The following is a 25,186-nucleotide window of genomic DNA, read 5'->3' as shown; positions in this document are numbered from 1 at the left end:
GACTCTCCACCGGAACCAGGCCAAGCCGACAAGGAACGGGACGCGGCGCGAAAGACCACGTCCCTGCTAGCGATCAAGACCGGCGATCCGCCTTGATTTCCTGAGTCAGGTAGCCCTTGTCCATTACCAATTGGCGATGCGCCAAGGCGGCCAAGGCCTGATCGTGCGTAACGATCACAAAAGCGGTGCCGAACTCTTCATTGACCCGGCTCAGAAGTTCAAACATGCCTTCTGCTGTGTAGCGGTCCAGATTACCGGTGGGCTCATCCGCCAGCACGCAAGCTGGCCGAGTGACCAAGGCACGGGCCAGTGCAACACGTTGACGCTCGCCGCCCGACAACTGCCCCGGATAGTGATGCACACGCTGCGACAAGCCCACTTGCTCCAGAATCTGCTGAGCCTGTTCACGCGCCTCGTTACGCTTCATGCGACGCACGATCAAGGGCATGGCCACATTATCCAGCGCATCAAATTCAGGCAATAAATGGTGAAACTGGTACACAAAGCCCAGAACCTTATTGCGCAGTTGACTGCGTTCGCCTTCATTCAGGCTCTCGGTCTGTGTGCCATTGACCTCGATGCTGCCCGTATTGGGTTTGTCCAACAGCCCCAAGGCATGCAGCAAGGTACTTTTACCCGAACCAGATGCACCAATAATGGTCACCATTTCGCCACGGCACACTTCCAGATTCACCCCGGAGAGCACCTGAATGGTGTTGCCGCCTTCCTCGTACTGCACGCTGACATCGCGCGCACGCAACACAGTGGGAGCGATAAGATCAGTCATGACGCAGCACCTGTGCGGGTTGAAGCTTGGAAGCACGCCAGCTTGGATACAGCGTGGCCAGGAAGGACAGCACCAGGGAAACGATAGCGATCAACACAATGTCGTAAACCTGCGGGTTGGAAGGCAGATCGCTGATGAAGTAAATCTGCTGAGGCAGGAATTTACGGCCCATCAGGTTCTCAATAAAGGGCACGATGACGTCGATATTGTAGGCAATCAAGGTGCCTAAACCCACGCCCAACAAGGTGCCCACCACGCCGATCAAGGAGCCTTGCACCAGGAAAATACGGGCAATCTCGCTAGGGGTGGCACCGATGGTACGCAAAATCGCAATGTCCGATTGCTTGTCTTTCACGGCCATTACCAGGGAAGACAGCAGGTTGAAGGCGGCTACCGCCACAATCAGCGCCAGGATCAGGAACATCATGCGCTTTTCAGTTTGCACAGCAGCAAACCAGGTGCGGTTATTGGCGGTCCAGTCCGACACCAGTACATTACGCGGCATCTTGTTCGCCAGCTCTTGGCCTACCAAGGGAGCTTGCTGCATATCTTTGATACGCAGACGCACACCACTATTACCGCTGTCACGGAAAATCTTGGAGGCATCTTCCACGTTTACAAAAGCCAGGCTGGCATCGTATTCGTAATACCCAGAGGAAAACACGCCCGTTACCGTGAACTGGCGCATGCGCGGCGAAAAGCCTGCGGGCGAGATCGAGCCTTGCGGAGCCATCAGCATGATCGTATCGCCGGTGCTGACGCGCAGTTGATTTGCCAACTGCTCACCCAACACAATGCCGAAGGTGCCAGGACGCAGGTTTTCCAGTCGACCCATCACCATTTGCTGGGCCAGCTCGGACACTTTGGTTTCCTGGTCGGGCTCAATGCCGCGTACCTGTACCCCCATCAACTGGTTACTGCGCACCAGCATGCCCTGCCCGGCCACATAGGGAGCCGAGCCCACCACCGCCGGATTGGTCTGCGCTTTTTGAGCCAGCGTTTTCCATTCATTCAAAACTTGCTGATGGTCTGCATTACGCACAATCAGCTCAATATGCGGCAAGACCGACAGCATGCGATCACGCACCTGGGTCTGAAAACCGTTCATGACGGACAACACCACAATCAGCGCGGCAACCCCCAGGGCAATCCCCGCCATGGAGCTGCCCGCAATAAAGGAGACGAAACGGTCTTTTCGTCCCCCGCGCCGTTTGCGGCCCTTGGCCAGACCGGCATACCGCGCCCCTATCCAAAATTCGTATCCCATGCGAGCTGCTATCGCCTCAAAGAAAACACTACAATCGCTGTCATGCAGATCGTAATCAACGGTGCGCTGCCGGAACCGGCCATCGCGCGCGAACTCATTAAACACTTGCCCCAGACGGCCCCAAACCTGATTAGCTTGCTGACTCAGGGCAAAGGCACTCTGTCGGTACGTGACCCGTCCGAGGACCTGTGTACGCCAGCACAATCCTGGCTTTTGCACGCCCATCGCTTTACGGCGCACCAAGCCCAGCATCTTAGCGCAGGTCTGGCCCCTTTGCGGCTACGCCAGTTGAAACAAATCCACTCGGTGACACCGGACGAAGCCGTCTGGCTGGCAGAGCTGGTGCATATTGCCCCCTCGCGTGAGGGTGCCATGCTGATACCTGCCGAGCAGCTCGCCTTGTCCGAGTCCTACAGCCTGGCCTTGCTGGACGCCATTCGTCCTTATCTGGATGACACGGGCTTTCAGTTTGACTATGTCAGCCCAGAATTGTGGCGCGTCACCCCACCGGCTGATTTTACGATGCAAGCGGCCTCCACAGAACTGGTCAGCCAAAGCAATTTGAATAATTGGTGGACCCAGGATGTGCAAACCCGCCCCTGGCGTCGTCTGATTAATGAGTTTCAAATGCTGAGCTTTGCGCTGCCTGATAACCAGGAACGTCTACAGGCTGGCCTGCCCAATGTGAACAGCTTATGGCTGTTTGGTGGAGCCGCCTGTAATCAGTTAGGCCCGGAGCCTGCCGAACTACGCATTATTGATGATTTGCAAGACAGCCTGATACGACAAGACTGGGGCCTTTGGTTGCAACAATTGGCCGAGCTGGATCGTACTGTGCTCGCCCCCCTGGCCGCAGGGCCTATGCCAGACTTGGTACTGACCGGACTGGACCGCTACGCTCACGTTGGTCCCATTCCGCGCCGCATCTGGCCCCTGTCTCTGCTCAAACAAACCTCTAACTGGAGTCAGTGGTGGTCACCCCTATCCTGAAAAACCGTCCCGAACAAGAAGCCGCCAGCCACGCCCTGAAGCAGGCCGGAATTCACGATTTAATGGCCCGCTTGCTGGCCTCGCGCGGTGTGACTGATGTTGCCCAGATCGATCCGGCCTGGCGCAATATGATCCCCCCCAATCTCTTGACCCAGGCACGGGAAGCGGCTGTATTGCTGGCCGATGCCATTGCCCGCCGCGATCGCATGCTGATCATTGCGGACTACGACTGTGACGGCGCTACCGCCTGTGCCGTAGGTCTGCGTGCACTGCGCAGTATGGGCGCAGTCGTGGACTTTCTGGTCCCGAACCGTTTTGAAACCGGCTATGGCCTGTCCCCGGCCGTCGTGGAACTGGCCGAGCAGCACCCATCCGGCAAGCCTGATCTGTTGATTACCGTGGATAACGGTATTGCCAGTATTGATGGTGTGGAAGCCGCCCATATGGCGGGCATGAAAGTGCTGGTGACCGATCACCACTTGCCCGGCGACGAGCTGCCTGAAGCCCTGGCCATTGTGAATCCCAACCAGCCCGGCTGTGAATTCCCCTCCAAAAACCTGGCCGGGGTCGGCGTTATTTTCTACCTGATGCTGGCCTTGCGGGCCGAGCTGCGACAACGTGGTGTTTACGAAGCCAATGCAGGCCCACGCTTGAACGAGTTGGCTGATCTGGTGGCCCTGGGTACCGTGGCCGACGTAGTCAGCCTGGATGCCAATAATCGCCTGATCGTCACCCAAGGGCTGGAGCGCATGCGCAAAGGCCAGATGCAGGCCGGACTGCGCGCTCTGTTCCAGGTTGCTGGCCGCGATCCCCGTCAGGCCAGTGCCTTTGATCTGGGTTTTGCTTTGGGCCCACGCATCAACGCCGCGGGTCGACTGGCGGATATGGCTTTGGGCATACGCTGCCTGATCACGGACGACGAGGACGAGGCCGCGAATTTGGCTCGCGAACTGGAAGACATGAACCAGGATCGCCGCTCGATTGAGCAATCCATGCGCGAAGAAGCCCTGCGTGCTGCCGAACTGGCCGAACCGGATACCAGCGCCACGGTGTGCGTGTATCACCCGGAATGGCACCAAGGCGTGGTCGGTTTGGTGGCCTCACGCCTGAAAGAAACATACTGGCGCCCCACCCTGGCCTTTGCCCAAGGTGATGAGGGTGAAATCAAAGGCTCGGGCCGCTCCATCCCCGATGTACACCTGCGCGATGCGCTGGATTTGGTGTCCAAACGCTATCCCGGTCTGATTCTGAAATTTGGTGGCCACGCGATGGCAGCGGGCCTGACCATCGAAGAGGACAATTACGAGGTCTTTGTACAGGCTTTTGAAGAAGCCGTTCAGGAGCTGACGGGGCGCTATCACTTTGACCCCATCATCGAAACTGACGGGTCGCTGGAGCCTGAGCACATCAACATCAATGTGGCCGGACTGTTGCAAAAACAGGTCTGGGGAGCAGGTTTCCCGGCCCCCGTGTTCCGTGACAACTTCTTCGTGCGTCAGCAGCGACTACTCAAGAACAAGCACCTGAAATTAAGCCTGGAGCGTAACGGCGAATACTTCGACGCGATCTGGTTCAACCGCGACACCTTGCTGCCTGAAAATATCGAAGCGGCCTATCGCCTGGATCAGAACGAGTGGAACGGGAACGTCAGCGTGCAATTCATTATTGAGTTTGCGCAGGGACAGGATTAAGCCCTATCGCCGCCACCGGCATCCCACCTCCGGAACCGCTGCTTATGCAGCGGTTTTTTTACGACCGCGACTGTTTCTTGATGCAAACCGCCTTGCTTGTGTCCTTGGGCAAGACGTTCAAGACTTTACCCGCGTCGGCAACGTCGCCAGCACCAAGCCTGCCAAAGCCAGGATGAAGGCATACACATGCACGGTGGTAAAGCTTTCACCTAATACCAGCACACCCACCGCCGCCGTGCCTAAAGGCATCAAGACCATAAAAACGGCTGCCTGCGAGGCGGGCACAAATCTCACTCCGGTCATCCACAGCCACACCGTCCAGACACTGGCTGCCAATGAATAAAAAACCAGCAAAGGCCAGATCCAGCCAGCCGGTGCCGTGAAATCAAAATCCCAGGCCGCGTACAAACCTAATGGCGTAATCAGGGCCAGACTGCACAGATTGATAATCGCGCTGATGCGCTTGGGGCTCAACACGGCAGTCAAACGCTTGCCAATGACTGCATACGCAGACTCGCACAGGACCGCACAAAAAATCAGCGCATTACCCAGCCACATTTTGGCGGGGTCCAATTGCTCCACACCGTGATCGTCCGCTTGCACCAGAGCCAGCAAGGCAATCCCGCCCACCCCCAGGGCCAGGGACGCCCAGGTGCGTGGCCCTATGCTTTCTTTCAGAAAATACCAACTGAACAAGGCCACCATGCCGGGAATGGCAGACAGAATCACCCCGGCTGACACGGCACTGGTCATGCTGATCCCAGTCACCATGCACAGGGTGAACATGAAGTTGCCCAGGAAGGACTCCAGAAAGATCAGACCACGGGTACGCAGATCCAGCGCAGGCTCGTTGGCGGGTTTGCGCAGCCAGCGCAACATGGCCACCCCACCAATACCAAAGCGCAGCCATGCCAATAAAAACACCGGCAATGCCGTTACCAAGGGCCGCGTCAGCGCGATATAGCTTCCTACTAAAGTCATGGACAAGGCCAAACAGGCATAAGCCCCCAGACGTGATCCCGCTGTATTCACCCACGATCTCCTAATACACACATTTGCAAGGCAGCTAATCAAAATACCACGACGACCAAGGTCTACAATACGCCCGAGCTCGGCCTTCCAGGATAAAAAACAGGCGCTGCCCTGTTGTCCGTTTCGCTCACCCCAGCCTGTACACCAGACCTTACCCAGATCTTCCCGTACGGCCCCGTGTTGCCAGCGCTTTATCCCACCCCTTCGGAAAGTCGTGTCGCCAGCCCTTAAGCAGGTCTGCGATAGACGGCCGTGACAAACCGGCCCGACACATGCTGCTCCCCGTAACAGACTAATCCGCACCGCGCCGGCCTACCGGCCAGCCGTGCTCCTTGAAGGATATTTCATCATGCAGGCTATCGCCCGCCTGAGCCGTTTTGTTGGCAATACCTTTGCCATCTGGGTTCTACTGTTTGCCGTTCTGGCTTTTTACTTCCCTGACCACTATCGCTGGTTAGGCGCTTATATTGTTCCACTTCTGGGCATCATCATGTTCGGTATGGGGCTGACTTTGTCGCGCCAGGACTTTGCTGAAGTGTTTGTACGCCCTGGCCGTGTCGCCATTGGTGTGCTGGGACAATTCATCATCATGCCGGGTCTGGCCTGGTTCCTGACCTACGCCTTCTCGCTGCCTCCCGAATTGGCTATTGGCGTGATTCTGGTCGGTTGCTGCCCCGGTGGCACTTCCTCTAATGTGATGACCTTTCTGGCCCGTGGCGACCTGGCCCTGTCCGTTGCCATTACCTCGGTAACGACCTTGCTGGCCCCCATCGTCACCCCCGCCCTGATTTACTTTCTGGCCAGTCAATGGCTGGAGGTCAGTGCCTCGGCCATGTTCTGGTCCATTGTTCAGGTGGTAATTCTGCCTATCGCCCTGGGCATTATCGTGCAGTCCCTGCTGGGCGAAAAGATCAAAGCCGGTGTGGCCGCTCTGCCCTTGGTTTCCGTAGTAGCGATTGTGGCAATTGTGGCTGCCGTCGTTGCCGGTAATCAGGCCAAGATTGCGACCAGCGGCTTGTTGGTTTTCTCCGTTGTCGTCATCCACAACACGCTGGGCTACGCCTTGGGCTATATTCTGGCCCGCTTAAGCGGCATGCCTTTGGCACAACGCAAAACCCTGGCGATTGAAGTCGGCATGCAAAACTCCGGGCTGGGTGTGGCGCTGGCTAGCGCGCACTTCTCCCCTCTGGCTGCTGTGCCCAGCGCTATTTTCAGCGTCTGGCACAATATTTCCGGTCCTTTGGTGGCGACGATTTTCCGTCGCATGGGCGATGGCAAGCAATAATCGATTACCACGCTTGAAGGCTTGAACACAAGCCTGACAATACAGAAAGGGGCGCTCTACCGGGCGCCCCTTTTCTATGGATACAAGCAGGCCTCACGCAGAGGCACTATCGCGAAACTGGCTGATCGCCTTGACCACACGGCGCGCATCTTCCCGGATACGGGTCATCAAACCGCCTGCCGTTTCACTCAACTCCAGGCTATTGCTGACATAACCCAGGCTACCCTGCATTTGCGTGGCCGCCCGCTGAGCCAATTCCTGGTTCTGCTGCATCAGAGCGGCAATATCCACGGTGAACTGGTGCGTACGTCCGGCCAGACTGCGGACCTCGGAAGCGACCACAGCAAAGCCTTTACCTTGCGAACCCGCCCGTGCCGCTTCAATCGCCGCATTCAGTGCCAGAATATTGGTTTGAAACGCAATATCCTGAATTGAATGCACCATGGCTCCAATCTTGGCAGACTGCTCATTCAAGGCATCAATCTCCTGCCCGGCTTGCTCCAGGTGCTGTTCAATACCCCGCACCGCCCCTACTGTGTGCTGCATGGTGGTTTCCCCTTCATGCGCCCCCGCGTCAGTATCCTGAGCAATATCCATCGCTAACTGCGCAGCTCGTGACTCAGCATGATTGCGTTCAACTTGCGCCGTCACATCGGTAGCAAATTTCACCACACCGTATAAATGGCCTTGAGCATCGTACAAGGGGTTATAGCTGGCCCGCAGCCAGACCTGACGTCCATCACGGGTACGCCGTCGAAACTGGTCCGACACAAAATGCCCCAGATTCAGGGTGCGCCACAATTGCTGATACTCCGGGGAGCGGGTCTGCTCCGGGAAGCAGAACTGGCTATGGTGCTGGCCGATGACATCGTCCAACTCATAGCCCATCACGGTCAGAAAATTCGAATTGGCATTCAACACTTTGCCGCTCAAATCAAACTCGATGACAGCCGTGGAACGCTCAATGGCCGTCAATACACTGGCCCGTTTGCTTTCCACGGCGGCCTGAGAGCTGACATCCGTTGCCAACATCAGAATCCGGTCCTGTCCAGCGCGTTTCACCAGGGGTGAAAAGGTAGCTTGCAACCAATGGTCCCGACCATCATGGGCGCGAACGCACAGTCGCGCATTCCCGCCTTGTTGACTGGCCCACTGTCCCCACAAACGCGAGGATTCCTCTTCACCCAGAAAGACCTGGGCATAATCCTGGCCCACTACCTCGTCCGCCGACCTGCCCAACAACTGGCTTAACAGCGGGCTGCAGGCCTGAATCTGTCCTTGTGAGCTGAACTCGGCAGCTAACATGGTGCCCCACACGGACTGTGCAAAAGGCCCGGACTGGGGGCCCGCCGAACGACCAGTTCCACGACCACGTCGGGGCCACAAAAAGCGCGTAATGGATAAATTCATTTTGTTTCTTTTAGATGCAAATCAGACCATAAGCGGCAGTTTAGCGCCCTACTGAACAAACCCAGCGGTCTATCGACTAATTTGCATCCGGGGTGTCGCAAGACACCCACAGCTTCTTGGCATTCAGCTTTTACGCGACGACACGTAAATCCCGCCCACAATCAGCAAGAAAGCAGCCGCGTGATAGGGTTTTGGGGTATCGCCCAAAATAAAGACAGACATCAAGGCGGCGAATACCGGCATCAGATTCACAAAAAAACCCGCTGTTGCCGCGCCCACTCGCTGGACAGCCACGCCCCAGCAACGCAAGGCGACCAGGGCCGGGCCTGTACCGACATACAAAATGGCCAGCAGCAAAGCCCAGGACCAGTCAATATGCCAATCGGTGAATTTCCATTCCATCGCGGCAAAGGCACCCGACCAGATCAAGCCGAAAAAGACCTGTGCCATCACCACGGTGGCCCAGGTTTCGGCAATGGCGCCTTCGTGACGGCGCGTGCTCAGCATCCAGCTATACACCGCCCAGGCAATAGTGGCGATCACCATATAGACGTCGCCCGCCACAAACCGGAAAGCGATCAGCTCGTGCCAATCCGCACGGGTCAGCACCAGAATCACACCCAGCAAAGACATCAGACCACCTATCAACTGACGCCCGTTAACGGTGGATTTGAAGAACAAGCGCCCGATCACCAGCATCCAGAACGGCAGGCTGGCGTTGACCAGCGTCACGTTAATAGGGGATGAACTTTGCAAGGCCAGATACTGCAGCGCGTTATAGATCCCTATGCCCAGCAAACCCAGAATCGAATACCGCTTCCACTGCGGCCACAGATTGCTGCCGCGCCGTAGAACCTGCCGCCCCACAAACAGCAAGATGGTAAAGGCCACCAGCCAACGGAAAAAGTTCAGGGTAATAGGCGGAACCTGATCATGAATCAGGCGCCCTACAATCGCATTACTTGCCCACAGGATCGTGGGTAACACCAGTAAAGCGGTTGTGCCGGGGGTCAGTTTCTGAGTGCTCACAAGCATGTCCTAAAAAACGGAAACGGCGCATGTGATCCTTCATCAGGTCAACACTGCGCCGTTACGATTGGCCTAGTATATAGCCAAGAACGCCCTGCCCTCTATGGCTTTCCCAGACCACTTCCAAGCACTTGGGCTGGTCAATCTTTGACCAATCCATAAATATTATTTATAATCATACAATTGTCACGTCATGGCGCTGATTGAATTTATTAGCCCATCCCATCCACGCTCGTCTGGCTTTGACAACACCAGATGCAGCTATCCAGGGTAAATCGACCTTGAAACACCCCCACTTTTGGGAATAAAGCTTGACCCGCTCAAGCGCCCCAAGTGCATTACTTGGCACCACAACCAGCACTCTTAACCGCATGGGCTCGCCCCGCGCGCTGTTATGCAAGTCTACGTTCTCGACAAGTATTCGTGTTTTTGCCCGTTTTTCAGGTAGGCAGTCCCTATCTGCCCCGGCTAGATCCCCTTACGAACGGCGGGCGTGTTTTCAACTTGATCAACCCGACCCTGTCTGGATGCATCCGCGCCTGACAGACCCAGTTTCATCTCGATTTTTATGGGCCTAATGCAAGGCTGGATTCCTGACGCCGCTTGTCCGGTTTGTCGATCTGCCCTGTTGCCAAGCCTGTCCCCGTCCCGCCCTGCTGGGCCAGACGGGAATTATTATTTTTAAAGGAGTCCCGATCTATGGCCAAAGAAGAGCTGCTTGAAATGCAAGGTTCCGTTACCGAAATCCTGCCTGACTCACGCTTTCGTGTCACGCTGGACAACGGTCACGCCGTTATCGCCTACACCGGCGGCAAAATGCGCAAGCACCATATCCGCATTCTGGCTGGCGACAGCGTCACCCTGGAAATGTCGCCCTACGATCTGAGCAAAGGCCGCATCATTTTCCGCCACCTGCCCAAACGTGTTGGCGCGCCAAACCCTGCTCCTCGTCGCAGCCCACAGCGCCGTTAAGACCTATCGCCACACCCCTGTCACAATTAGATGCAAAGATAGGCGCGCCTGACAGGGGTGCGACAAGAGCCATCAGCGCTCGGGCGCACTCCGCACTTTGTGGGAGTCGCCTTGAAAAAACTACTTACGCTCAAAACTGGCTTCATTGCCTATTTTGCGATCCTGAGCCTGTTTTTAGTCCTGATGCTTATTGCCTTGCAGCACTTAAGCCGCAGCATCGAACAACGCAAACACCTGGAAGCGCAGCGCCATCAAACCACGGCGCTTAGCAAGGACTTCAAGCGCATCAGCGAATTGCTCAGCCGTCAGGCCATCGCCTTCGTGTCCAGCGAGCAAGTCGAATTCCAGGATAGTTTCCGCCATCTCCTGGCGGTTTTCACCGGCACCCAGACTGATCAAGACGGCATTGCGCAAGCCATGCTGGACCGCTTCAAGGATTTGGAGCTGGAACCGGCTGAGCAGGACTTGTTGCGTTCAGCCTACGAACAGACCCTGGCACTGAGCCTGGTCCAGACCGAAGCCATTCAAACCGCCAGCGGTCAGTTTGAAGATAGCAACGGCGCTATCCGCATTGCCTTGCCCAATGCCTTGATGGCGAAAGTGCTGGTATTCAGCCAGCAATACATTCAAGCCTCAACCCAGATTTCCACGACCCTGGATCAGTTCGAGCATCAGTTCAGCCAGCGCCTGGACAGCTCTTTAGCGCAGGCTGGCCGCAGCAGCGATCGTGCTTTTGGGCTGGCTCTGGCTGCCCTGGCCTTGTTCTTCATGACCAGTACCGTGGCCCTACGTTTGCTGTATCGCTCTATCAAGCAGCCACTGGACCAAGGTGCCAAGCTGGCCAAGGAACTGGCTCAAGGCAAGCTCAATGCGCAACTGACGGTACGCCGTCACGACGAGTTCGGCACCTTGTTAACCGCCCTGAACGGCATAGGCCAGGGCGTGCAAACGGTGGTGCATCAAATCCGGGAACAAACCGGCTTGATTCGGCATGGTTCCCACGCGATTGTGCTGGGCAGCCAGAACCTGAGCGAACAGATTCTGGACCAGTCCACCGAACTGAATCAGACCGTCAAGGCCATGAATCAACTGGCCGATACCGTGCGTCAGAACGCGGAGCAGGCTCAAACGGCTGATCATCTGGCGCAGGACACGTCCAGCCAAGTGGCCCAAGGCAATCAGGCCGTGCACAGCCTGCTGGACACCATCAATGCGATTGCCGACAGCTCACACAAAATGAGCGAGATCACCAAGTTGATCCGCAGCATTTCCTTCCAGACCAATATCCTGGCCCTGAATGCCGCCGTGGAAGCCGCCCGCGCCGGGGTGCATGGCCATGGGTTTGCCGTGGTCGCTGCCGAGGTACGCAATCTGGCCCTGCGTTCTACCGATGCCCTGCACCAGATCGCCACGCTTATTTCCAGTTCGGTCGAGCAAACCGAGCAAAGCTCGGCTGCCGCCCGCAGCATGGCGCAAGTCATGGCCAGTACACAACACAAGGTCAATGAAATGCGCGGCATTGTGGCGGACATTGCCCAGGCCTCCCAAGACCAGGCAAGCCATATCGAATACGTGAACCAGGTCATGACGCGACTGGACCAGCAAGGTCAATCCAACCGTCAATTGGTCGAACACAGCGCCCATACCGCCCAGGAGCAGCTAGAACAAACCACCCTGCTCGCTCAGGTGGTCGCCCATTTCAGCCTGGATAGCGAACTTTCCGAGGAACCCGTCGCCGCCCTTGCGGCCACCTCAAACCGGCCTGCCTACCGTTCTGCGCCCGCCTATCGCACACAAGCCTGCACAATGTCCGGTTCCTGAGCGGCCAATGCGTGCCATAGACCTCCGATAAGGGTAAAATCGGAAGTTTGCCGCGCGCTGCCTTACTGGTTGACGCAGATGGCACCCCAAACATAGGAAAGCCGCTGAATCATGGAATCGGAACGACTTAATCAACTGGAAGCCCGCCTTGCCGATTATTCGGAGCGGGAAAATGCCTTACGGAGGTATCTTTGACTACGATGACAAAGCGCATCGTTTACACGTAGTCAATGCCGAGCTGGAAGACCCTAACGTCTGGGACAACCCCCAGCACGCTCAGGATCTGGGTCGCGAGAAGAAAAGTCTGGAAAACGTGGTGCATGTGCTGGACGCCTTGCACACGGGCCTGAAAGATTCGCAGGACCTGTTCGAGCTTGCCGCGATGGACGAAGACGATGACACCATCGCCGCCATCGAAGAAGATTGTGCCGCCATGGCCAGCCGCATCGAAGAGCTGGAATTCCGCCGCATGTTCTCCAACCCGGCCGATCCCCTGAATTGCTTTATGGATATTCAGGCTGGTGCGGGTGGTACCGAAGCCCAGGACTGGGCCTCCATGCTGCTGCGCATGTATGTGCGCTATGCCGAACACAAAGGCTTCAAGGCTGAAATCCTGGAACAGTCCGACGGCGACGTTGCCGGTATCAAATCGGCCACCATCAAGATTGAAGGCGATTACGCCTACGGCTTTTTGCGCACTGAAACCGGCGTGCATCGTCTGGTTCGCAAAAGCCCTTTCGACTCGTCCAACGGCCGTCACACCTCGTTCACCAGCGTGTTCGTCTACCCGGAAATTGATGATTCCTTTGAAGTGGAAATCAATCCGGCCGACTTGCGTATCGACACCTACCGCGCCAGTGGTGCCGGTGGTCAGCACATTAACAAAACCGACTCGGCCGTTCGTATTACGCACGAACCCAGCGGCATTGTGGTGCAGTGTCAGAATGATCGTTCCCAGCACCGCAACCGTGCCGAAGCCATGCAAATGCTGAAATCGCGTCTGTACGAGCTGGAAATGCGTAACCGCATGGCCGAACAGCAGAAGCTGGAAGATTCCAAGAGCGATGTGGGTTGGGGTCACCAGATCCGTTCCTACGTGCTGGACCAAAGCCGCATCAAGGACTTGCGTACCAACTACGAAAGCTCCAATACCCAGAAAATTCTGGATGGCGATCTGGACCCCTTCATTCAGGCCAGCCTGAAACAAGGTATTTAATATGCACACTTCCACGCTGACTGTTCTAAGCGGTGCCTCGCGCGGCCTGGGCTTGTCCCTGGCCCGTCAGGCACTGGCCGCTGGCCATCAGTTGATCACTCTGGCCCGCAGCGAACTGCAACTGGATGCGCCCCAAGGGGCTCATCATCATCTGCAAGTGGATCTGGCCAGCGCGGAAGGCGCACAAGAGGCTGCCAGGGCTCTGCAAGCCTTGATCAGCCAGACACAGGCTCAACGCTACGTCCTCATTAATAATGCAGGCACTGTTGATCCCGTTGGGCAGGCCAGCCACCTGCTCGATGCCCAGGCCATTACACAGGCACTGCAATTGAATGTCGCCAGTGTCATGAGCCTGACCGCCGCCTTTTTACAAGGCGCCCCCCAGGATGCACGGCGACAGGTGCTCAATATCTCCTCAGGTGCAGGCCGCAAGCCCGTCTCGGGCTGGTCTGTGTATGGCACCAGCAAAGCAGCGCTGGACTTCTATACGCAAACCCTGAAGCTGGAAAACCCCGAGCTGGCCGTTTGCTCTCTGGCCCCTGGCGTGGTGGATACCGATATGCAAGGCCATATCCGTAGCCAGTCCCGCGACCAGTTCCCGAACCTGAACCGCTTTATCGACCTGCATCAGCAAGGTCAGCTAAGCAGCCCGGACGACACCGCCCAGCGAATTTTGCGCCACCTCGACAGCCCCGCTTTTGGCCAGCACGTCCTGGATGACATCCGCCACTACGAATAAGTACTGACACAATGACTGAACCGCTAGACACTTCCGCACCCGTCGTAGACGAAAACCGCCTGATCGCCGAGCGTCGTTCCAAACTGGATCGCCTGCGCGAAAACGGCATCGCCTACCCGAACGATTTCCGTCCTGATGCCCACGCCGCCGAGCTGCACAGCCAATACGGCGAGCAGGACAAAGAAGCCCTGGCCGCGACCAGCAAGGTCGTGAAAGTGGCTGGCCGCATGATGCTCAAGCGTGTCATGGGCAAAGCCAGTTTTGCCACGCTGCAAGACACCTCGGGCCGCATCCAGATCTACCTGGACAAAGCCGCGCTGGGCGAAGAGAACTATGCGGAATTCAAGGGCTGGGATATCGGCGATATCCTGGCCGTGGAAGGCACTGTCTTCAAAACCAATAAGGGCGAGCTGTCCGTACACGCCACCAGCGTGCGTCTGCTGGCCAAGTCTCTGCGTCCCTTGCCTGACAAGTTCCATGGTCTGGCTGACCAGGAATTGAAGTACCGCCAGCGCTATGTCGACCTGATCATGGGTGAAGACACCCGCCAGACTTTCCTGGCACGCAGCAAGGTCATGAGCAGCCTGCGTCAGCACATGGCCCAGGCCGACTTCCTGGAAGTGGAAACCCCCATGCTGCACCCGATTCCGGGCGGCGCATCGGCCAAACCCTTCGTCACTCACCACAATGCGCTGGACATGGAAATGTACCTGCGTATTGCGCCTGAGCTATACCTGAAGCGCTTGGTCGTTGGTGGTTTCGAGCGCGTGTTCGAGATCAACCGCAACTTCCGTAACGAAGGCGTCAGCCCTCGTCACAACCCCGAATTCACCATGATGGAGTTCTACGCGGCCTACACGGATTACCAGTGGCTGATGGACTTCACCGAAAACCTGATTCGCGAAGCAGCAATCAGTGCCCGTGGCACCGCTACCCTTCAATACCAGGAACGTGAGCTGGATCTGAGCCTGCCTTTTGATCGCCTGACCATTACCGGCGCCATCATGAAGTACGCCCCGTCCTACACCCAGGAGCAACTGGATGATATCCAGTTCCTGCGCACCGAACTGGCCCGCCTGAAGGTAGACGTCAATTCGCCCCCATTGCGTGATGCAGGCCGTGGCGCCTTGCAACTGGCCTTGTTTGAAGAAACTGCCGAATCCAAACTCTGGCACCCCACCTTCATCGTGGACTACCCCGTAGAAGTGTCGCCTCTGGCACGCGCTTCGGACACGCAAGAAGGCATTACCGAGCGCTTTGAACTGTTCATTACCGGTCGCGAAATTGCCAACGGTTTCTCGGAGTTGAACGACCCCGAAGACCAGGCCGCTCGCTTCCAGGCACAGGTTCAGGCCAAGGATGCTGGTGATGAAGAAGCCATGTTCTACGATGCGGACTACATCCGTGCTCTGGAATACGGTATGCCTCCTACAGGCGGCTGCGGTATCGGTATCGACCGTCTGGTCATGTTGCTGACCGATAGCCCTGCTATCCGTGACGTGATCCTGTTCCCGCACCTGCGTCGCGAGGACTAATCACACGTGGTAGGGACAAAAAAAGGACGCTCTTGAGCGTCCTTTTTTATTGCCATTACAGAGAGCCAATGTCACTTTGCAGTAGCGGTACGGATGATTCGACTCTACTGGCTTGATCTTGCGCCTGCGCCAACGGTCTTCTTGATTCAATCCCGCCAGTGTCTGTATGCCTGCTGGATCAATCCCGTGAATCAATCCACCGGCAAGCGCATCACCGCCTGCGCCCATTTATGAGCCACTTCAGGCGAGGAGAAGCACGAAGCCTTGTCTGCCACCACACGCACGGCACGCTCCAGCAATTGGATATCGGCCTCGTGCTGACGTGCAACGTGCGGGTCCTCAAAGAAGATCACACGCTGGCAACGGTTTTCCAGCACCAGCTCGGCAATTTGCGCATCACCACCCAAAGGACCGCTTAGATAAGACTGAATCCAGGGCGTATCTCTAGGCCAGCCTTTGGACCAGGCCAGCTCATTTAGCAAACGACTGGTCGTGCCCGTCCCTACTCGCTGACCAAAACGCGACAGCAAATCAAAATGCTTGTCGGCAAATTCAATCATCTTGTCCTTGAGCGCATCGTGCGCAATCATGGCCAAGGTTTGATTAGGGAAGTCAAAAATACGTTTGCAGCTAGAGTCAGGCCACAAGCCACGGCTGACACGCTCCACCTCAATCCATTCGATCGCACCCATCAGGGTCGAAATGAAAGGACGTCCATGAGTGATGCATTGACGCTTGAGCGCCAGTGCTTCAGGAAAAATGGAGGAAGGGTCCACCGGGTCAATCAGGTAAATGGCGCCGTCAAATGGCGGTGTACCGTCCGGGTTTTGCGTAACCCGCGCAACCAGCTTCATCAAACCGCCGTCACGGCCATACGGATAGCGGACCAGGCCACCGTAGCCTTCCAGCAGGCCGGAACGCTCGATCGCGTTACAGGTACGACCTACCGTATAGAGCTCAATTTCCAATTCGCGAATACCGCTGGCCGAGCGCCGCAACCACTGAAACAAAGCCGCATCTGCCGAATCATGGTGCAATTGATTGGCCGCCAAACCGAAACGTAATGACATGAGTTCCTACACGGTAAACGATTCGCCACACCCGCAGGAGGCTTTCTCGTTTGGATTGATGAACTTGAAACCTTCATTGAGGCCATCGCGGCCATAATCCAGACGCGTGCCATCAATAAAGGGCAGGCTTTTTGGATCCACAAACAGTTTAACGCCGTGCTCTTCAAACAGTTGATCGCCCTCCACTGGCTCATCAACAAAATCCAGCTTGTAGGCCAGACCCGAGCACCCCGTCAGGCGTACGCCCAAACGTAGCCCCAAACCACCCCCGCGTTTTTTCAAATGACGCTGGATATGTTCTGCGGCGGGCTGAGTAAGAGAAATAGACATAATCCTTTCCTTTCTATAAACCTGAAGAAGACTCACAGCCTTCAGGTTTGGACAACTAAAATGCGCCTTTGTTCTGTGCCGAGGCAAGCGCGGCCTGGACCGCTTCCTGGGCCAACAAGGCACAATGCACTTTGACCGGCGGCAATTCCAGCGCTTGTTGCACATCCACAGACGAGAACTGGGCCGCTTGCTCCAGATTGCGATCTTGCAACCACTGTGTCGCAAAGGAGGCGGCGGCGATTGTACAGCCACAGCCATAGGCCTTGAAACAGCTTTCCTGAATCTGGCCTTGTGGGGATACTTTAAGCTGGATGCGAATCAAAGCACCGGTTTCATGGCTACCGGCTTCGCCTGTGCCTACGTCAGCATCACTGCTGTTCATGACACCCACATGACGCGGGTGCAGGAAATGCTCCATGACAGCGTCACTATATATCATTGCGCGAACGGCTCCGAAGCGGACTCGCTCCACAAAGGAGAAATAGCCCGCAATTGTTCAACCACACGACGGATGGCGGCAACCGTGTCATCAATATCTTGTTCCGTCGTGAAACGGCCCAGACTCAAACGCAGGGAGCTGTGAGCCAACTGATCGCTACGACCCAGTGCAGTCAGTACATAGGAAGGCTCCAGGCTGGCCGAGGTACAGGCCGAACCACTGGACACCGCCAGATCCGTCAGCGCCATCATCAAGGCTTCACCTTCAATGTGGTCCACGCTGATATTCAGGTTATGAGGAACGCGCTGATCCAGCGTGCCATTCAGGAACAGATCAGGAATGGACTGCAAACCCGCCCAGAGACGATCACGCAGCGCGGTGATGCGCTGATTGTCTTGGTCCATTTCCTGAGCTGCCAACTCGAAGGCACAACCCATGCCCACGATCTGATGCGTTGCCAGCGTACCGGAACGAAAACCACGCTCGTGACCACCACCGTGGATCTGCGCTTTCAGGCGGACGGCCGGTTTACGACGGATATACAAGGCACCGATCCCCTTGGGACCATACGTCTTGTGCGCCGACATGGACATCAAATCCACCGGCCATTCCTGCAAGTTGATCGCGACCTTGCCAGTCGCCTGTGCAGCGTCCACATGGAACAGCACCTTGTGCTCACGGCAAATGGCACCCAAGGCCTGCACGTCCTGAACTACGCCAATTTCGTTATTGACCAGCATGACCGAGGCCAGGATGGTGTCGGGACGAATAGCTTGTTCAAAGGCCTTGGGGTCGACCAGACCACTGGGCAGGACATCCAGAAAGGTGACTTCAAACCCCTCGTCCTGCAAGGCCAGACAGGTATCCAGCACTGCCTTGTGTTCCGTACGGACGGTAATAATATGGCGGCCCTTGGACTGATAAAACTGCGCAGCGCCTTTCAAAGCCAGATTGATGGCTTCCGTTGCCCCCGAGGTCCAGACGATTTCGCGCGGTTCTGCACCAATCAGCGAGGCAACCTGACGACGCGCCTGATCCACCGCTTCTTCAGCATCCCACCCATAGGGGTGACTGCTGGAGGCCGGATTACCAAATCGTTCCGTCAACCAGGGAATCATGCTGTCGGCCACACGCGGGTCAACCGGCGTGGTGGCGGCATAATCCATATAGATACGCTGAGCGCGCTTCATACAAAACTCCGGGTCAGTCGTGGCGCGAGCCAACTACAAAGTACATTCTTCTGGTTGACCGGCTTCTTGAGCGGCCAACTTGAGCTGTCGCAGACGCTGCTGGTCAACCAAGTCCTGCAAGGAGACAGAATCCAGATAATCGACCATTTTACGACTAAGCGTTGCCCAAAGCTCGTGAGTCATGCACTCGCCCTTCTGCCCATTTGTGCCCTGCTTGCAATTACCCTTGCCACCGCACTGGGTGGCATCAACGGGCTCATCGACCGCAAACACAATGTCAGCAACGGTGATGTGGCGGGCCAGACGCGCAAGCGTATAGCCACCCCCTGGGCCACGCACGCTATCGACCAGTTCATGGCGACGCAACTTGCCAAATAACTGTTCAAGATAGGAGAGCGAGATACCCTGTCGCTGGCTGATGCCTGCGAGCGTCACCGGTCCACTTTGCTGGCGCAGCGCAAGATCGATCATCGCGGTTACGGCGAAACGCCCTTTTGTCGTCAAACGCATGATAGTTTCCTTGCCAAAGGCGAAAGCGGCCGGATTGCCAAAAGCAAATCCGACCAATTTGGTCCAGTATAGCAAATACAGGGGAAACTACCGTGCTTGAATGCGTGAATTTACACTTATACTGAAGTGCTATTTAGCCACTCAGGCAGCGCGATAATTAGGCACGCGCTTGCGAACCAGCTCGAACACGCCCTGGCAGGCATCCTCGATATAGTCCATCACCTTGTTAAAGCCATCCTGCCCACCGTAATACGGATCGGGCACGGTAGCCGCTTCATAATCAGTGGCAAAGCGCATCAGTAGCATGAGCTTGTGGCGGTACATGGGAGGACACATTTGCTGCAAGGCAGCGTGGTTTTCCCAGTCCATGCTCAAGATAAGGTCGAAGTTGCGAAAGTCTTCGCGCTGGACCTGTCGGGCCTGATAGGTAGAGATGTCATAACCGCGTTTACGAGCGGCTATCTGTGCGCGTGTGTCAGGATGCTCGCCCACATGAAAGCCATGTGTGGCGGCTGAATCCACCAAAATAGCCTCGGACAAACTGGCTTGGTCGACCAGTTGGCGCAAGACACCTTCGGCGCTGGGGGAGCGGCAAATATTCCCTGTACAGACAAACAGAACCTTACTCATAATGCGACAAAGTCTGCGGGAAAACCCCAAATAAGGCAAGACAGAACAGGGGTCAAAACAGGCCCCGAAAACGGCCTTGAAAACAGCAAATCCGTATCGTTTGGGGGCTGCAAATAAGAACAGTACGCAGCTATTTGAAGTCTGGAATAAACCAAAGGCGCAGCACCCTTTGCTTAGCGGATAGACCGCATTCTCGTGATGAGATAAATCAAGCAATACACCCGAGTGATGAAAGCCGGTAGCGGAACCGTGTTTTTTCCATGCTTTCGTCCAGACATAGTTGCATATAAGCAACAACCAAGAACCAAGAGTCATCAAGCCATCAGCAGTTTGGCCTTGAGCCTTTGCAGCTTGTCGCGCGCGGCAGCGGCTTGCTCGAACTCCAGGTTGCGAGCGTGGTCCATCATCTCTTTTTCCAGACGCTTGATCTCGCGTGCCGCCGCCTTCTCGTCCCGGATCAACTCCTCCGGCACATCTTCGCGCAAGCTGGCAGTTGGGTCCGAGGCGACAACACCATCAATCAACTCACGAACCGCCTTGTTCACGCCACGCGGTGTAATGCCATGCTCCTCGTTGAAGGCCATCTGCTTGGCTCGACGACGCTCGGTCTCCTCAATCGCGCGATGCATGGAATCCGTCATCCTGTCCGCATACAGAATTGCTTTACCGTTCAGGTTACGGGCCGCCCGGCCTATGGTTTGAATCAGACTGCGCTCGGAGCGCAAAAAGCCTTCCTTATCAGCATCCAGAATCGCCACCAGTGAAACTTCTGGCAAGTCCAACCCTTCGCGCAGCAAGTTAATACCGACCAGCACATCAAATACGCCCAAGCGTAGATCGCGAATAATTTCGGCTCGCTCTACGGTATCAATATCCGAGTGCAGGTAGCGCACGCGAATGCCGTTCTCTGATAAATAATCCGTCAGGTCTTCAGACATGCGCTTGGTCAAGGTAGTGACCAGCACACGATCTTGCTGAGCCGTACGCAGCTTGATTTCACCCAGCAAATCGTCCACCTGTGTCGTAGCGGGACGAACCTCAATTTCCGGGTCAACCAGACCAGTAGGTCGCACCACCTGCTCGACCACATTGTCCGCATGCTCTTGTTCGTACGCGGCGGGGGTGGCCGACACGAAAACGGTTTGAGGCATACGGCGCTCGAACTCTTCCAGCTTCAAAGGCCGGTTATCCATCGCCGAGGGCAAGCGGAAACCAAACTGCACCAGGGTTTCTTTTCGTGAGCGGTCACCACGATACATGGCTCCTAACTGCCCGATGGTGACGTGGCTTTCGTCAATAAACATCAGGGAGTTACGTGGCAGGTAATCAATCAATGTGGGGGGTGGATCGCCCGGTGCCGCACCAGACAGATGTCGGGAGTAGTTCTCAATGCCTTTGCAAAAACCCAGCTCTTGCAGCATTTCCAGATCAAAACGGGTGCGCTGCTCCAGGCGTTGTGCCTCGACCAAGTGCCCTTCCCGGGTCAGAAACTCCAGGCGCTCACGCAGTTCCAGCTTGATCGTTTCAATCGCCCGCAACACGGTTTCGCGTGGCGTCACATAATGCGAGCTGGGGAACACGGTAAAGCGGTTCAGCTTCTGCACAACCTTGCCCGTCAGCGGATCGAACAACTCCAGCTCTTCAATCTCGTCATCAAACAGGCTGACCCGCAAAGCCAGCTCCGCGTTTTCCGCCGGGAAGATATCGACCACTTCACCACGAGCACGGAATATCCCGCGCTGGAAATCCAGGTCATTACGTTCGTACTGCATGGCCACTAGACGCGCCAGCAGCTCCTGCCGGGCGATACGGTCGCCCTTGCGCAGAGTCAGTACCATCGCATGGTAGTCACCCGGATTACCGATACCGTAGATGCAGGACACGGTGCCCACAATAATGGTGTCCGGACGCTCCAGCAGGCTTTTAGTGGCCGACAGACGCATCTGCTCGATGTGTTCATTGATGGAGGAATCCTTTTCAATAAACAGATCACGCGAAGGCACATAGGCCTCTGGCTGGTAGTAGTCGTAGTAGGAAACGAAGTACTCCACGGCATTGCGCGGGAAGAACTCGCGCATCTCCGCATACAACTGCGCCGCCAGGGTTTTATTGGGCGCCAGGACAATCGCCGGACGCCCGGTGCGAGCAATAATGTTCGCCATCGTGTAGGTCTTGCCCGAGCCCGTCACCCCCAGCAGGGTTTGGTACATCAAGCCGTCATCAATCCCCTCAACCAACTGGTCAATTGCCGCTGGCTGGTCGCCCGCTGGCAAATACGGTTGGAAAAGTTTGAAGGAACTCCCCGGAAATTCTTGAAAGGCAGGCTCAAATTTCATGCTAGACACACTTTAGGGTAAGCCCGTATTATCACATTAATGCTTCGTTTTTCTACCTTTCTGCACTAACGCCCCCATATCACCATGACATCGCTCTTCGAAACCGTCGAACTGGCTCCACGCGACCCCATCTTGGGTTTGAACGAACAATACAATGCCGATGAACGCAGCGGCAAAGTAAATCTGGGAGTCGGTGTTTACTACGACGATCAAGGGCGTATCCCGATTTTGCAGGCCGTTCAAAAAGCGGAAGAAGCCATGATGGGCAAAGCGGCTGCGCGCAGCTACCTGCCTATTGAAGGGATCAATACCTACAACCTGGGTGCTCAAACCCTGCTCTTGGGTGCCGACTCCCCCATTATTGCCGAAGGCCGTGCCCTGACCGTGCAATCCCTGGGTGGTACTGGCGCACTGAAAATCGGTGCCGACTTCCTGCAGCAACTGCTGCCCCAGTCCGAGGTCTACATCAGCGACCCTAGCTGGGAAAACCACCGCGCCCTGTTCGAGCGCGCAGGCTTCAAGGTCAATACCTACACCTACTACGATGCCGCTACTCACGGCCTGAACTTTGACGGCATGATCGCTTCGCTGCGCGCCATGCCCGCCCAGTCCATCGTGGTTCTGCATGCTTGCTGCCACAACCCCACTGGCGTTGATCCCAGCACCGAACAATGGACACAGATCGCTGAACTGATCAAAGAACGCCAACTGGTTCCTTTCCTGGACATCGCCTACCAAGGCTTTGGTGCCGGTCTGGAAGAAGATGCCAGCGTGGTGCGGTTGTTTGCCAAGCTGGGGCTGTCCATGTTCATCAGCTCCTCGTTCTCCAAGTCCTTCTCGCTGTACGGCGAGCGCGTCGGTGCTCTGACCCTGGTGACATCCAGCAAAGACGAAACCTCCCGTGTACTGAGCCAGGTCAAGCGCGTCATTCGCACCAACTACTCCAACCCACCCACACACGGTGGCAAGGTAGTGGCAACCGTCCTGAACTCGCCCGAGCTGTTCCAGACCTGGGCTACCGAGTTGGCCAGCATGCGTGATCGCATCCGCGAAATGCGTGCCCAACTGGTTGCCAAGCTGAAAGAGCAAGGCGTGGCCCAGAACTTTGACTTCGTGCTGCAGCAGCGTGGCATGTTCTCCTACTCCGGCCTGACTGCCGAGCAAGTAGAGCGCCTGCGTGCAGAGCATGGTATTTACGCTGTCAGCAGTGGCCGCATCTGCGTCGCTGCACTGAACAGCCAAAATATCGACTTTGTCGTCAAGGCCATCGCCCAAGTCTTGAAGTAAACGAACCGTTGATTCAAGCCTCTAACGCCCTTCTTCGGAAGGGCGTTGTCGTTCCAGCCCTTTAAAGCCCCCTATGAACCACCCTGTTTCCCTAAGCACCGAGCGCCTGATTTTGCGCCCCTGGAAAGCCACCGATCTGGAACCCTTTGCCCGCTTGAATGGCGACCCGGAAGCGTTGCGCTTTTACCCGGCCACCCTGGACCGGGCTCAAAGCGACGCCATCGCTCATCGCAGCCAAAGCCTGATCGAAGAACATGGTTGGGGCCCTTGGGCCGTAGAGCTGAAAGAAAACGCTGCCTTCATTGGCATGGTGGGCTTGAACCGCCCAACCACAGAGCTGTACTTTCAACCCTGCGTCGAAGTCCTCTGGCGCCTGCTACCCGAGTACTGGGGCAAAGGCTATGCCACTGAAGCGGCCCGAGCCTGCCTGGACTTTGGATTTGAGACCTTGGGCCTGGAACAGATTGTGGCCTATACCGCCCAGCTCAATCTGCCTTCACAAACCGTCATGCAGCGTTTGGGCATGACACTCCAGCCCGGCACCTTTGACCATCCTGGTGTACCTGAGGGCCACAAACTGGTCCCCCATGTGCTGTACACACAAGACCGCCAGGATTGGCCACAAGCAGCCCAAGTCAGGCCCAGATAGCCAAAAATTAAGCCTTTACGGCCTGTGCTGCTTGCCAAAACGCAAACTGTAACGCACAATCTTTACTGTATATATATTCAGCAGACAATACTATGACCGTCAAGCTCACTGCACGCCAGCAACAAGTGCTGGACATCATCCGCTCCGAGATCGAGCGGACGGGATTTCCGCCCACACGAGCAGAAATTGCTCAGGTCCTGGGCTTTAAATCCGCCAATGCAGCCGAAGATCATTTGAAAGCGCTCGCCCGCAAAGGCGCTATCGAGCTGACTGCCGGTGCCTCACGTGGCATACGCTTGCTGGGAACAGATACGCGTGAAAACGCGGCTCCCAGCAATGCGCTGGCTAATCTGGCTGACGCCCTCTTGTTGCCTATTATTGGTCGCGTCGCCGCCGGTAGCCCTATTCTGGCTACCGAGCATATCGAGCGCGAAATTGGCGTAGCCCCTACCCTGTTCTCCCAAACCCCCGACTACCTGCTGCGCGTGCGCGGCCTGAGCATGAAAGATGCCGGTATTTTTGATGGCGATCTGCTGGCCGTCAAGAAAGCCACTGAAGCTCGTAACGGCCAAATTGTAGTGGTACGCATTGGCGACGATGTCACCGTCAAACGCCTGTCGCGCTCCAGCAATCAAGTGGTCCTCTTGCCCGAGAACCCTGACTTTGAACCTATCGTCGTTACCGACCCGGATTCCTTGTCGCTGGAAGGCATTGCAGTTGGTCTGATTCGTACCAGCCCGCTGCATTAAGTCTTGCCTCTCTGGGCTGCCAGGCCTGTTTTACAGGTGTGGTACACCTGATAGGAGAAAAACCCCATATACCGTTTGGTGCATGGGGTTTTTTATTGCTCGAAGGACACGCTCCCCTACAGACCGACACAGACTCACGGCAGCAGCACCATCGCACCAACAACAGCCACAGCCACGATGATTATGATTGCCACCAAATCTATGGTGTCGGTCTCAGCTAGA

The 25,186-nt window shown here is 56.3% G+C and carries 23 protein-coding genes; 11 read left to right on the top strand and 12 right to left on the bottom strand.

The genetic code is table 11. The features are described 5' to 3' along the window. Positions 1-73: 73 nt before the first annotated feature. Positions 74-787, bottom strand: coding sequence for an ATP-binding cassette domain-containing protein (locus JYG33_RS02525; protein WP_207874054.1), 714 nt, complete (start codon positions 785-787; stop codon positions 74-76). Continuing rightward, entirely contained in the window at positions 780-2,054 is a 1,275-nt protein-coding gene (locus tag JYG33_RS02520; RefSeq protein ID WP_207874052.1) for a lipoprotein-releasing ABC transporter permease subunit, read from the bottom strand. Before JYG33_RS02520 ends, JYG33_RS02525 begins: the two co-directional genes overlap by 8 nt. A gap of 42 nt (positions 2,055-2,096) precedes the next feature. Here JYG33_RS02520 and JYG33_RS02515 point away from each other — a divergent pair, with 42 nt between their 5' ends. Continuing rightward, positions 2,097-3,044: a hypothetical protein gene (locus tag JYG33_RS02515; protein ID WP_207874049.1), complete on the top strand. Its 948-nt coding sequence runs from the start codon at positions 2,097-2,099 to the stop codon at positions 3,042-3,044. Continuing rightward, the gene (recJ, locus tag JYG33_RS02510) at positions 3,026-4,735 is read left to right on the top strand and encodes a single-stranded-DNA-specific exonuclease RecJ (RefSeq protein ID WP_207874047.1); all 1,710 of its coding nucleotides are present in this window, start codon (positions 3,026-3,028) and stop codon (positions 4,733-4,735) included. Before JYG33_RS02515 ends, recJ begins: the two co-directional genes overlap by 19 nt. 117 nt (positions 4,736-4,852) lie before the next feature. Here the strand turns inward: recJ and JYG33_RS02505 are convergent, their stop codons facing one another. Continuing rightward, positions 4,853-5,767 carry a DMT family transporter gene (locus tag JYG33_RS02505; RefSeq protein ID WP_207874045.1) on the bottom strand — a complete coding sequence of 305 codons (915 nt, stop codon included), beginning with the start codon at positions 5,765-5,767 and terminating at the stop codon, positions 4,853-4,855. A gap of 349 nt (positions 5,768-6,116) precedes the next feature. Here JYG33_RS02505 and JYG33_RS02500 point away from each other — a divergent pair, with 349 nt between their 5' ends. After that, complete coding sequence (locus tag JYG33_RS02500; RefSeq protein WP_207874043.1) at positions 6,117-7,052, top strand: bile acid:sodium symporter family protein; 936 nt, start codon at positions 6,117-6,119, stop codon at positions 7,050-7,052. Between the two features lie 93 nt (positions 7,053-7,145). On the opposite strand, the gene JYG33_RS02495 is transcribed toward JYG33_RS02500, so the two are convergent. Together JYG33_RS02495 and JYG33_RS02490 are read right to left on the bottom strand one after the other, a co-directional pair. Beyond that, positions 7,146-8,462, bottom strand: coding sequence for a PAS domain-containing methyl-accepting chemotaxis protein (locus JYG33_RS02495; RefSeq protein WP_207874041.1), 1,317 nt, complete (start codon positions 8,460-8,462; stop codon positions 7,146-7,148). Between the two features lie 123 nt (positions 8,463-8,585). Continuing rightward, positions 8,586-9,497 carry a DMT family transporter gene (locus JYG33_RS02490; protein ID WP_207874039.1) on the bottom strand — a complete coding sequence of 304 codons (912 nt, stop codon included), beginning with the start codon at positions 9,495-9,497 and terminating at the stop codon, positions 8,586-8,588. Between the two features lie 693 nt (positions 9,498-10,190). On the opposite strand from JYG33_RS02490, the gene infA reads away from it, so the two are divergent. The 5 genes from infA to lysS all read left to right on the top strand — a co-directional run bounded on the left by infA (position 10,191) and on the right by lysS (position 15,774). After that, positions 10,191-10,463 carry a translation initiation factor IF-1 gene (gene infA, locus JYG33_RS02485; RefSeq protein ID WP_207874037.1) on the top strand — a complete coding sequence of 91 codons (273 nt, stop codon included), beginning with the start codon at positions 10,191-10,193 and terminating at the stop codon, positions 10,461-10,463. Positions 10,464-10,574: 111 nt separating this feature from the next. Further along, positions 10,575-12,284, top strand: coding sequence for a methyl-accepting chemotaxis protein (locus tag JYG33_RS02480; protein WP_207874035.1), 1,710 nt, complete (start codon positions 10,575-10,577; stop codon positions 12,282-12,284). Between the two features lie 111 nt (positions 12,285-12,395). Beyond that, positions 12,396-13,500, top strand: a protein-coding gene (gene prfB, locus JYG33_RS02475) for a peptide chain release factor 2 (RefSeq protein WP_207874033.1) whose coding sequence is annotated in 2 segments (ribosomal slippage) — positions 12,396-12,476 and positions 12,478-13,500 — 1,104 coding nt in all. Because the reading frame shifts where the segments join, the coding sequence is not laid out codon by codon here. A 1-nt stretch (position 13,501) separates the two neighbouring features. Continuing rightward, positions 13,502-14,239, top strand: coding sequence for an SDR family NAD(P)-dependent oxidoreductase (locus tag JYG33_RS02470; protein ID WP_207874031.1), 738 nt, complete (start codon positions 13,502-13,504; stop codon positions 14,237-14,239). An 11-nt stretch (positions 14,240-14,250) separates the two neighbouring features. After that, complete coding sequence (gene lysS, locus JYG33_RS02465) at positions 14,251-15,774, top strand: lysine--tRNA ligase (RefSeq protein ID WP_207874029.1); 1,524 nt, start codon at positions 14,251-14,253, stop codon at positions 15,772-15,774. A 191-nt stretch (positions 15,775-15,965) separates the two neighbouring features. Here lysS and JYG33_RS02460 read toward each other — a convergent pair whose 3' ends face one another. The 7 genes from JYG33_RS02460 to uvrB form a co-directional block, all read right to left on the bottom strand. After that, positions 15,966-16,844: a methylglyoxal synthase gene (locus JYG33_RS02460; RefSeq protein WP_207874027.1), complete on the bottom strand. Its 879-nt coding sequence runs from the start codon at positions 16,842-16,844 to the stop codon at positions 15,966-15,968. A gap of 6 nt (positions 16,845-16,850) precedes the next feature. Beyond that, positions 16,851-17,174: an iron-sulfur cluster assembly accessory protein gene (locus JYG33_RS02455; protein WP_003801383.1), complete on the bottom strand. Its 324-nt coding sequence runs from the start codon at positions 17,172-17,174 to the stop codon at positions 16,851-16,853. 55 nt (positions 17,175-17,229) lie between these two features. After that, positions 17,230-17,613 carry an iron-sulfur cluster assembly scaffold protein gene (locus JYG33_RS02450; protein ID WP_207874025.1) on the bottom strand — a complete coding sequence of 128 codons (384 nt, stop codon included), beginning with the start codon at positions 17,611-17,613 and terminating at the stop codon, positions 17,230-17,232. Continuing rightward, on the bottom strand, positions 17,610-18,803 hold the full coding sequence (locus JYG33_RS02445) for an IscS subfamily cysteine desulfurase (RefSeq protein ID WP_207874023.1): 1,194 nt from the start codon (positions 18,801-18,803) through the stop codon (positions 17,610-17,612). The genes JYG33_RS02450 and JYG33_RS02445 overlap by 4 nt, the downstream gene beginning before the upstream one ends. A gap of 33 nt (positions 18,804-18,836) precedes the next feature. Beyond that, positions 18,837-19,313, bottom strand: coding sequence for a Fe-S cluster assembly transcriptional regulator IscR (gene iscR, locus JYG33_RS02440; protein ID WP_021446710.1), 477 nt, complete (start codon positions 19,311-19,313; stop codon positions 18,837-18,839). Positions 19,314-19,454: 141 nt separating this feature from the next. Further along, the gene (locus tag JYG33_RS02435; protein ID WP_162988252.1) at positions 19,455-19,946 is read right to left on the bottom strand and encodes a low molecular weight protein-tyrosine-phosphatase; all 492 of its coding nucleotides are present in this window, start codon (positions 19,944-19,946) and stop codon (positions 19,455-19,457) included. Positions 19,947-20,257: 311 nt separating this feature from the next. Further along, on the bottom strand, positions 20,258-22,279 hold the full coding sequence (uvrB, locus tag JYG33_RS02430; protein WP_207874021.1) for an excinuclease ABC subunit UvrB: 2,022 nt from the start codon (positions 22,277-22,279) through the stop codon (positions 20,258-20,260). Positions 22,280-22,363: 84 nt separating this feature from the next. Between uvrB and JYG33_RS02425 the strand changes: the two genes are divergently transcribed. From JYG33_RS02425 to lexA, 3 genes are all read left to right on the top strand, one after another. Beyond that, entirely contained in the window at positions 22,364-23,566 is a 1,203-nt protein-coding gene (locus tag JYG33_RS02425; RefSeq protein ID WP_207874019.1) for an amino acid aminotransferase, read from the top strand. A 73-nt stretch (positions 23,567-23,639) separates the two neighbouring features. After that, the gene (locus tag JYG33_RS02420) at positions 23,640-24,215 is read left to right on the top strand and encodes a GNAT family N-acetyltransferase (protein WP_207874017.1); all 576 of its coding nucleotides are present in this window, start codon (positions 23,640-23,642) and stop codon (positions 24,213-24,215) included. Positions 24,216-24,307: 92 nt separating this feature from the next. Then, positions 24,308-24,964: a transcriptional repressor LexA gene (gene lexA / locus JYG33_RS02415; RefSeq protein WP_207874016.1), complete on the top strand. Its 657-nt coding sequence runs from the start codon at positions 24,308-24,310 to the stop codon at positions 24,962-24,964. The last annotated feature ends 222 nt before the right edge of the window (positions 24,965-25,186 follow it).

Source organism: Alcaligenes sp. SORT26 (genome assembly GCF_017377875.1).
Classification (GTDB): domain Bacteria; phylum Pseudomonadota; class Gammaproteobacteria; order Burkholderiales; family Burkholderiaceae_B; genus Alcaligenes; species Alcaligenes parafaecalis.
Note: the sequence above shows the minus strand (reverse complement) of the source record. Positions and strands in the feature narration are given on the sequence as shown.

Bases quoted from the DNA above. Each gene is read 5' to 3' on its own strand.
- infA (WP_207874037.1), top strand. From the start codon at position 10,191: ATGGCCAAAGAAGAGCTGCTTGAAATGCAAGGTTCCGTTACCGAAATC.
- JYG33_RS02495 (WP_207874041.1), bottom strand. From the start codon at position 8,462: ATGAATTTATCCATTACGCGCTTTTTGTGGCCCCGACGTGGTCGTGGA.
- JYG33_RS02500 (WP_207874043.1), top strand. From the start codon at position 6,117: ATGCAGGCTATCGCCCGCCTGAGCCGTTTTGTTGGCAATACCTTTGCC.
- JYG33_RS02445 (WP_207874023.1), bottom strand. From the start codon at position 18,803: ATGAAGCGCGCTCAGCGTATCTATATGGATTATGCCGCCACCACGCCG.
- JYG33_RS02450 (WP_207874025.1), bottom strand. From the start codon at position 17,613: ATGATATATAGTGACGCTGTCATGGAGCATTTCCTGCACCCGCGTCAT.
- lysS (WP_207874029.1), top strand. From the start codon at position 14,251: ATGACTGAACCGCTAGACACTTCCGCACCCGTCGTAGACGAAAACCGC.
- JYG33_RS02425 (WP_207874019.1), top strand. From the start codon at position 22,364: ATGACATCGCTCTTCGAAACCGTCGAACTGGCTCCACGCGACCCCATC.
- JYG33_RS02520 (WP_207874052.1), bottom strand. From the start codon at position 2,054: ATGGGATACGAATTTTGGATAGGGGCGCGGTATGCCGGTCTGGCCAAG.
- JYG33_RS02420 (WP_207874017.1), top strand. From the start codon at position 23,640: ATGAACCACCCTGTTTCCCTAAGCACCGAGCGCCTGATTTTGCGCCCC.
- iscR (WP_021446710.1), bottom strand. From the start codon at position 19,313: ATGCGTTTGACGACAAAAGGGCGTTTCGCCGTAACCGCGATGATCGAT.
- JYG33_RS02515 (WP_207874049.1), top strand. From the start codon at position 2,097: ATGCAGATCGTAATCAACGGTGCGCTGCCGGAACCGGCCATCGCGCGC.
- JYG33_RS02460 (WP_207874027.1), bottom strand. From the start codon at position 16,844: ATGTCATTACGTTTCGGTTTGGCGGCCAATCAATTGCACCATGATTCG.
- uvrB (WP_207874021.1), bottom strand. From the start codon at position 22,279: ATGAAATTTGAGCCTGCCTTTCAAGAATTTCCGGGGAGTTCCTTCAAA.
- lexA (WP_207874016.1), top strand. From the start codon at position 24,308: ATGACCGTCAAGCTCACTGCACGCCAGCAACAAGTGCTGGACATCATC.
- JYG33_RS02470 (WP_207874031.1), top strand. From the start codon at position 13,502: ATGCACACTTCCACGCTGACTGTTCTAAGCGGTGCCTCGCGCGGCCTG.
- JYG33_RS02455 (WP_003801383.1), bottom strand. From the start codon at position 17,174: ATGTCTATTTCTCTTACTCAGCCCGCCGCAGAACATATCCAGCGTCAT.
- JYG33_RS02490 (WP_207874039.1), bottom strand. From the start codon at position 9,497: ATGCTTGTGAGCACTCAGAAACTGACCCCCGGCACAACCGCTTTACTG.
- JYG33_RS02525 (WP_207874054.1), bottom strand. From the start codon at position 787: ATGACTGATCTTATCGCTCCCACTGTGTTGCGTGCGCGCGATGTCAGC.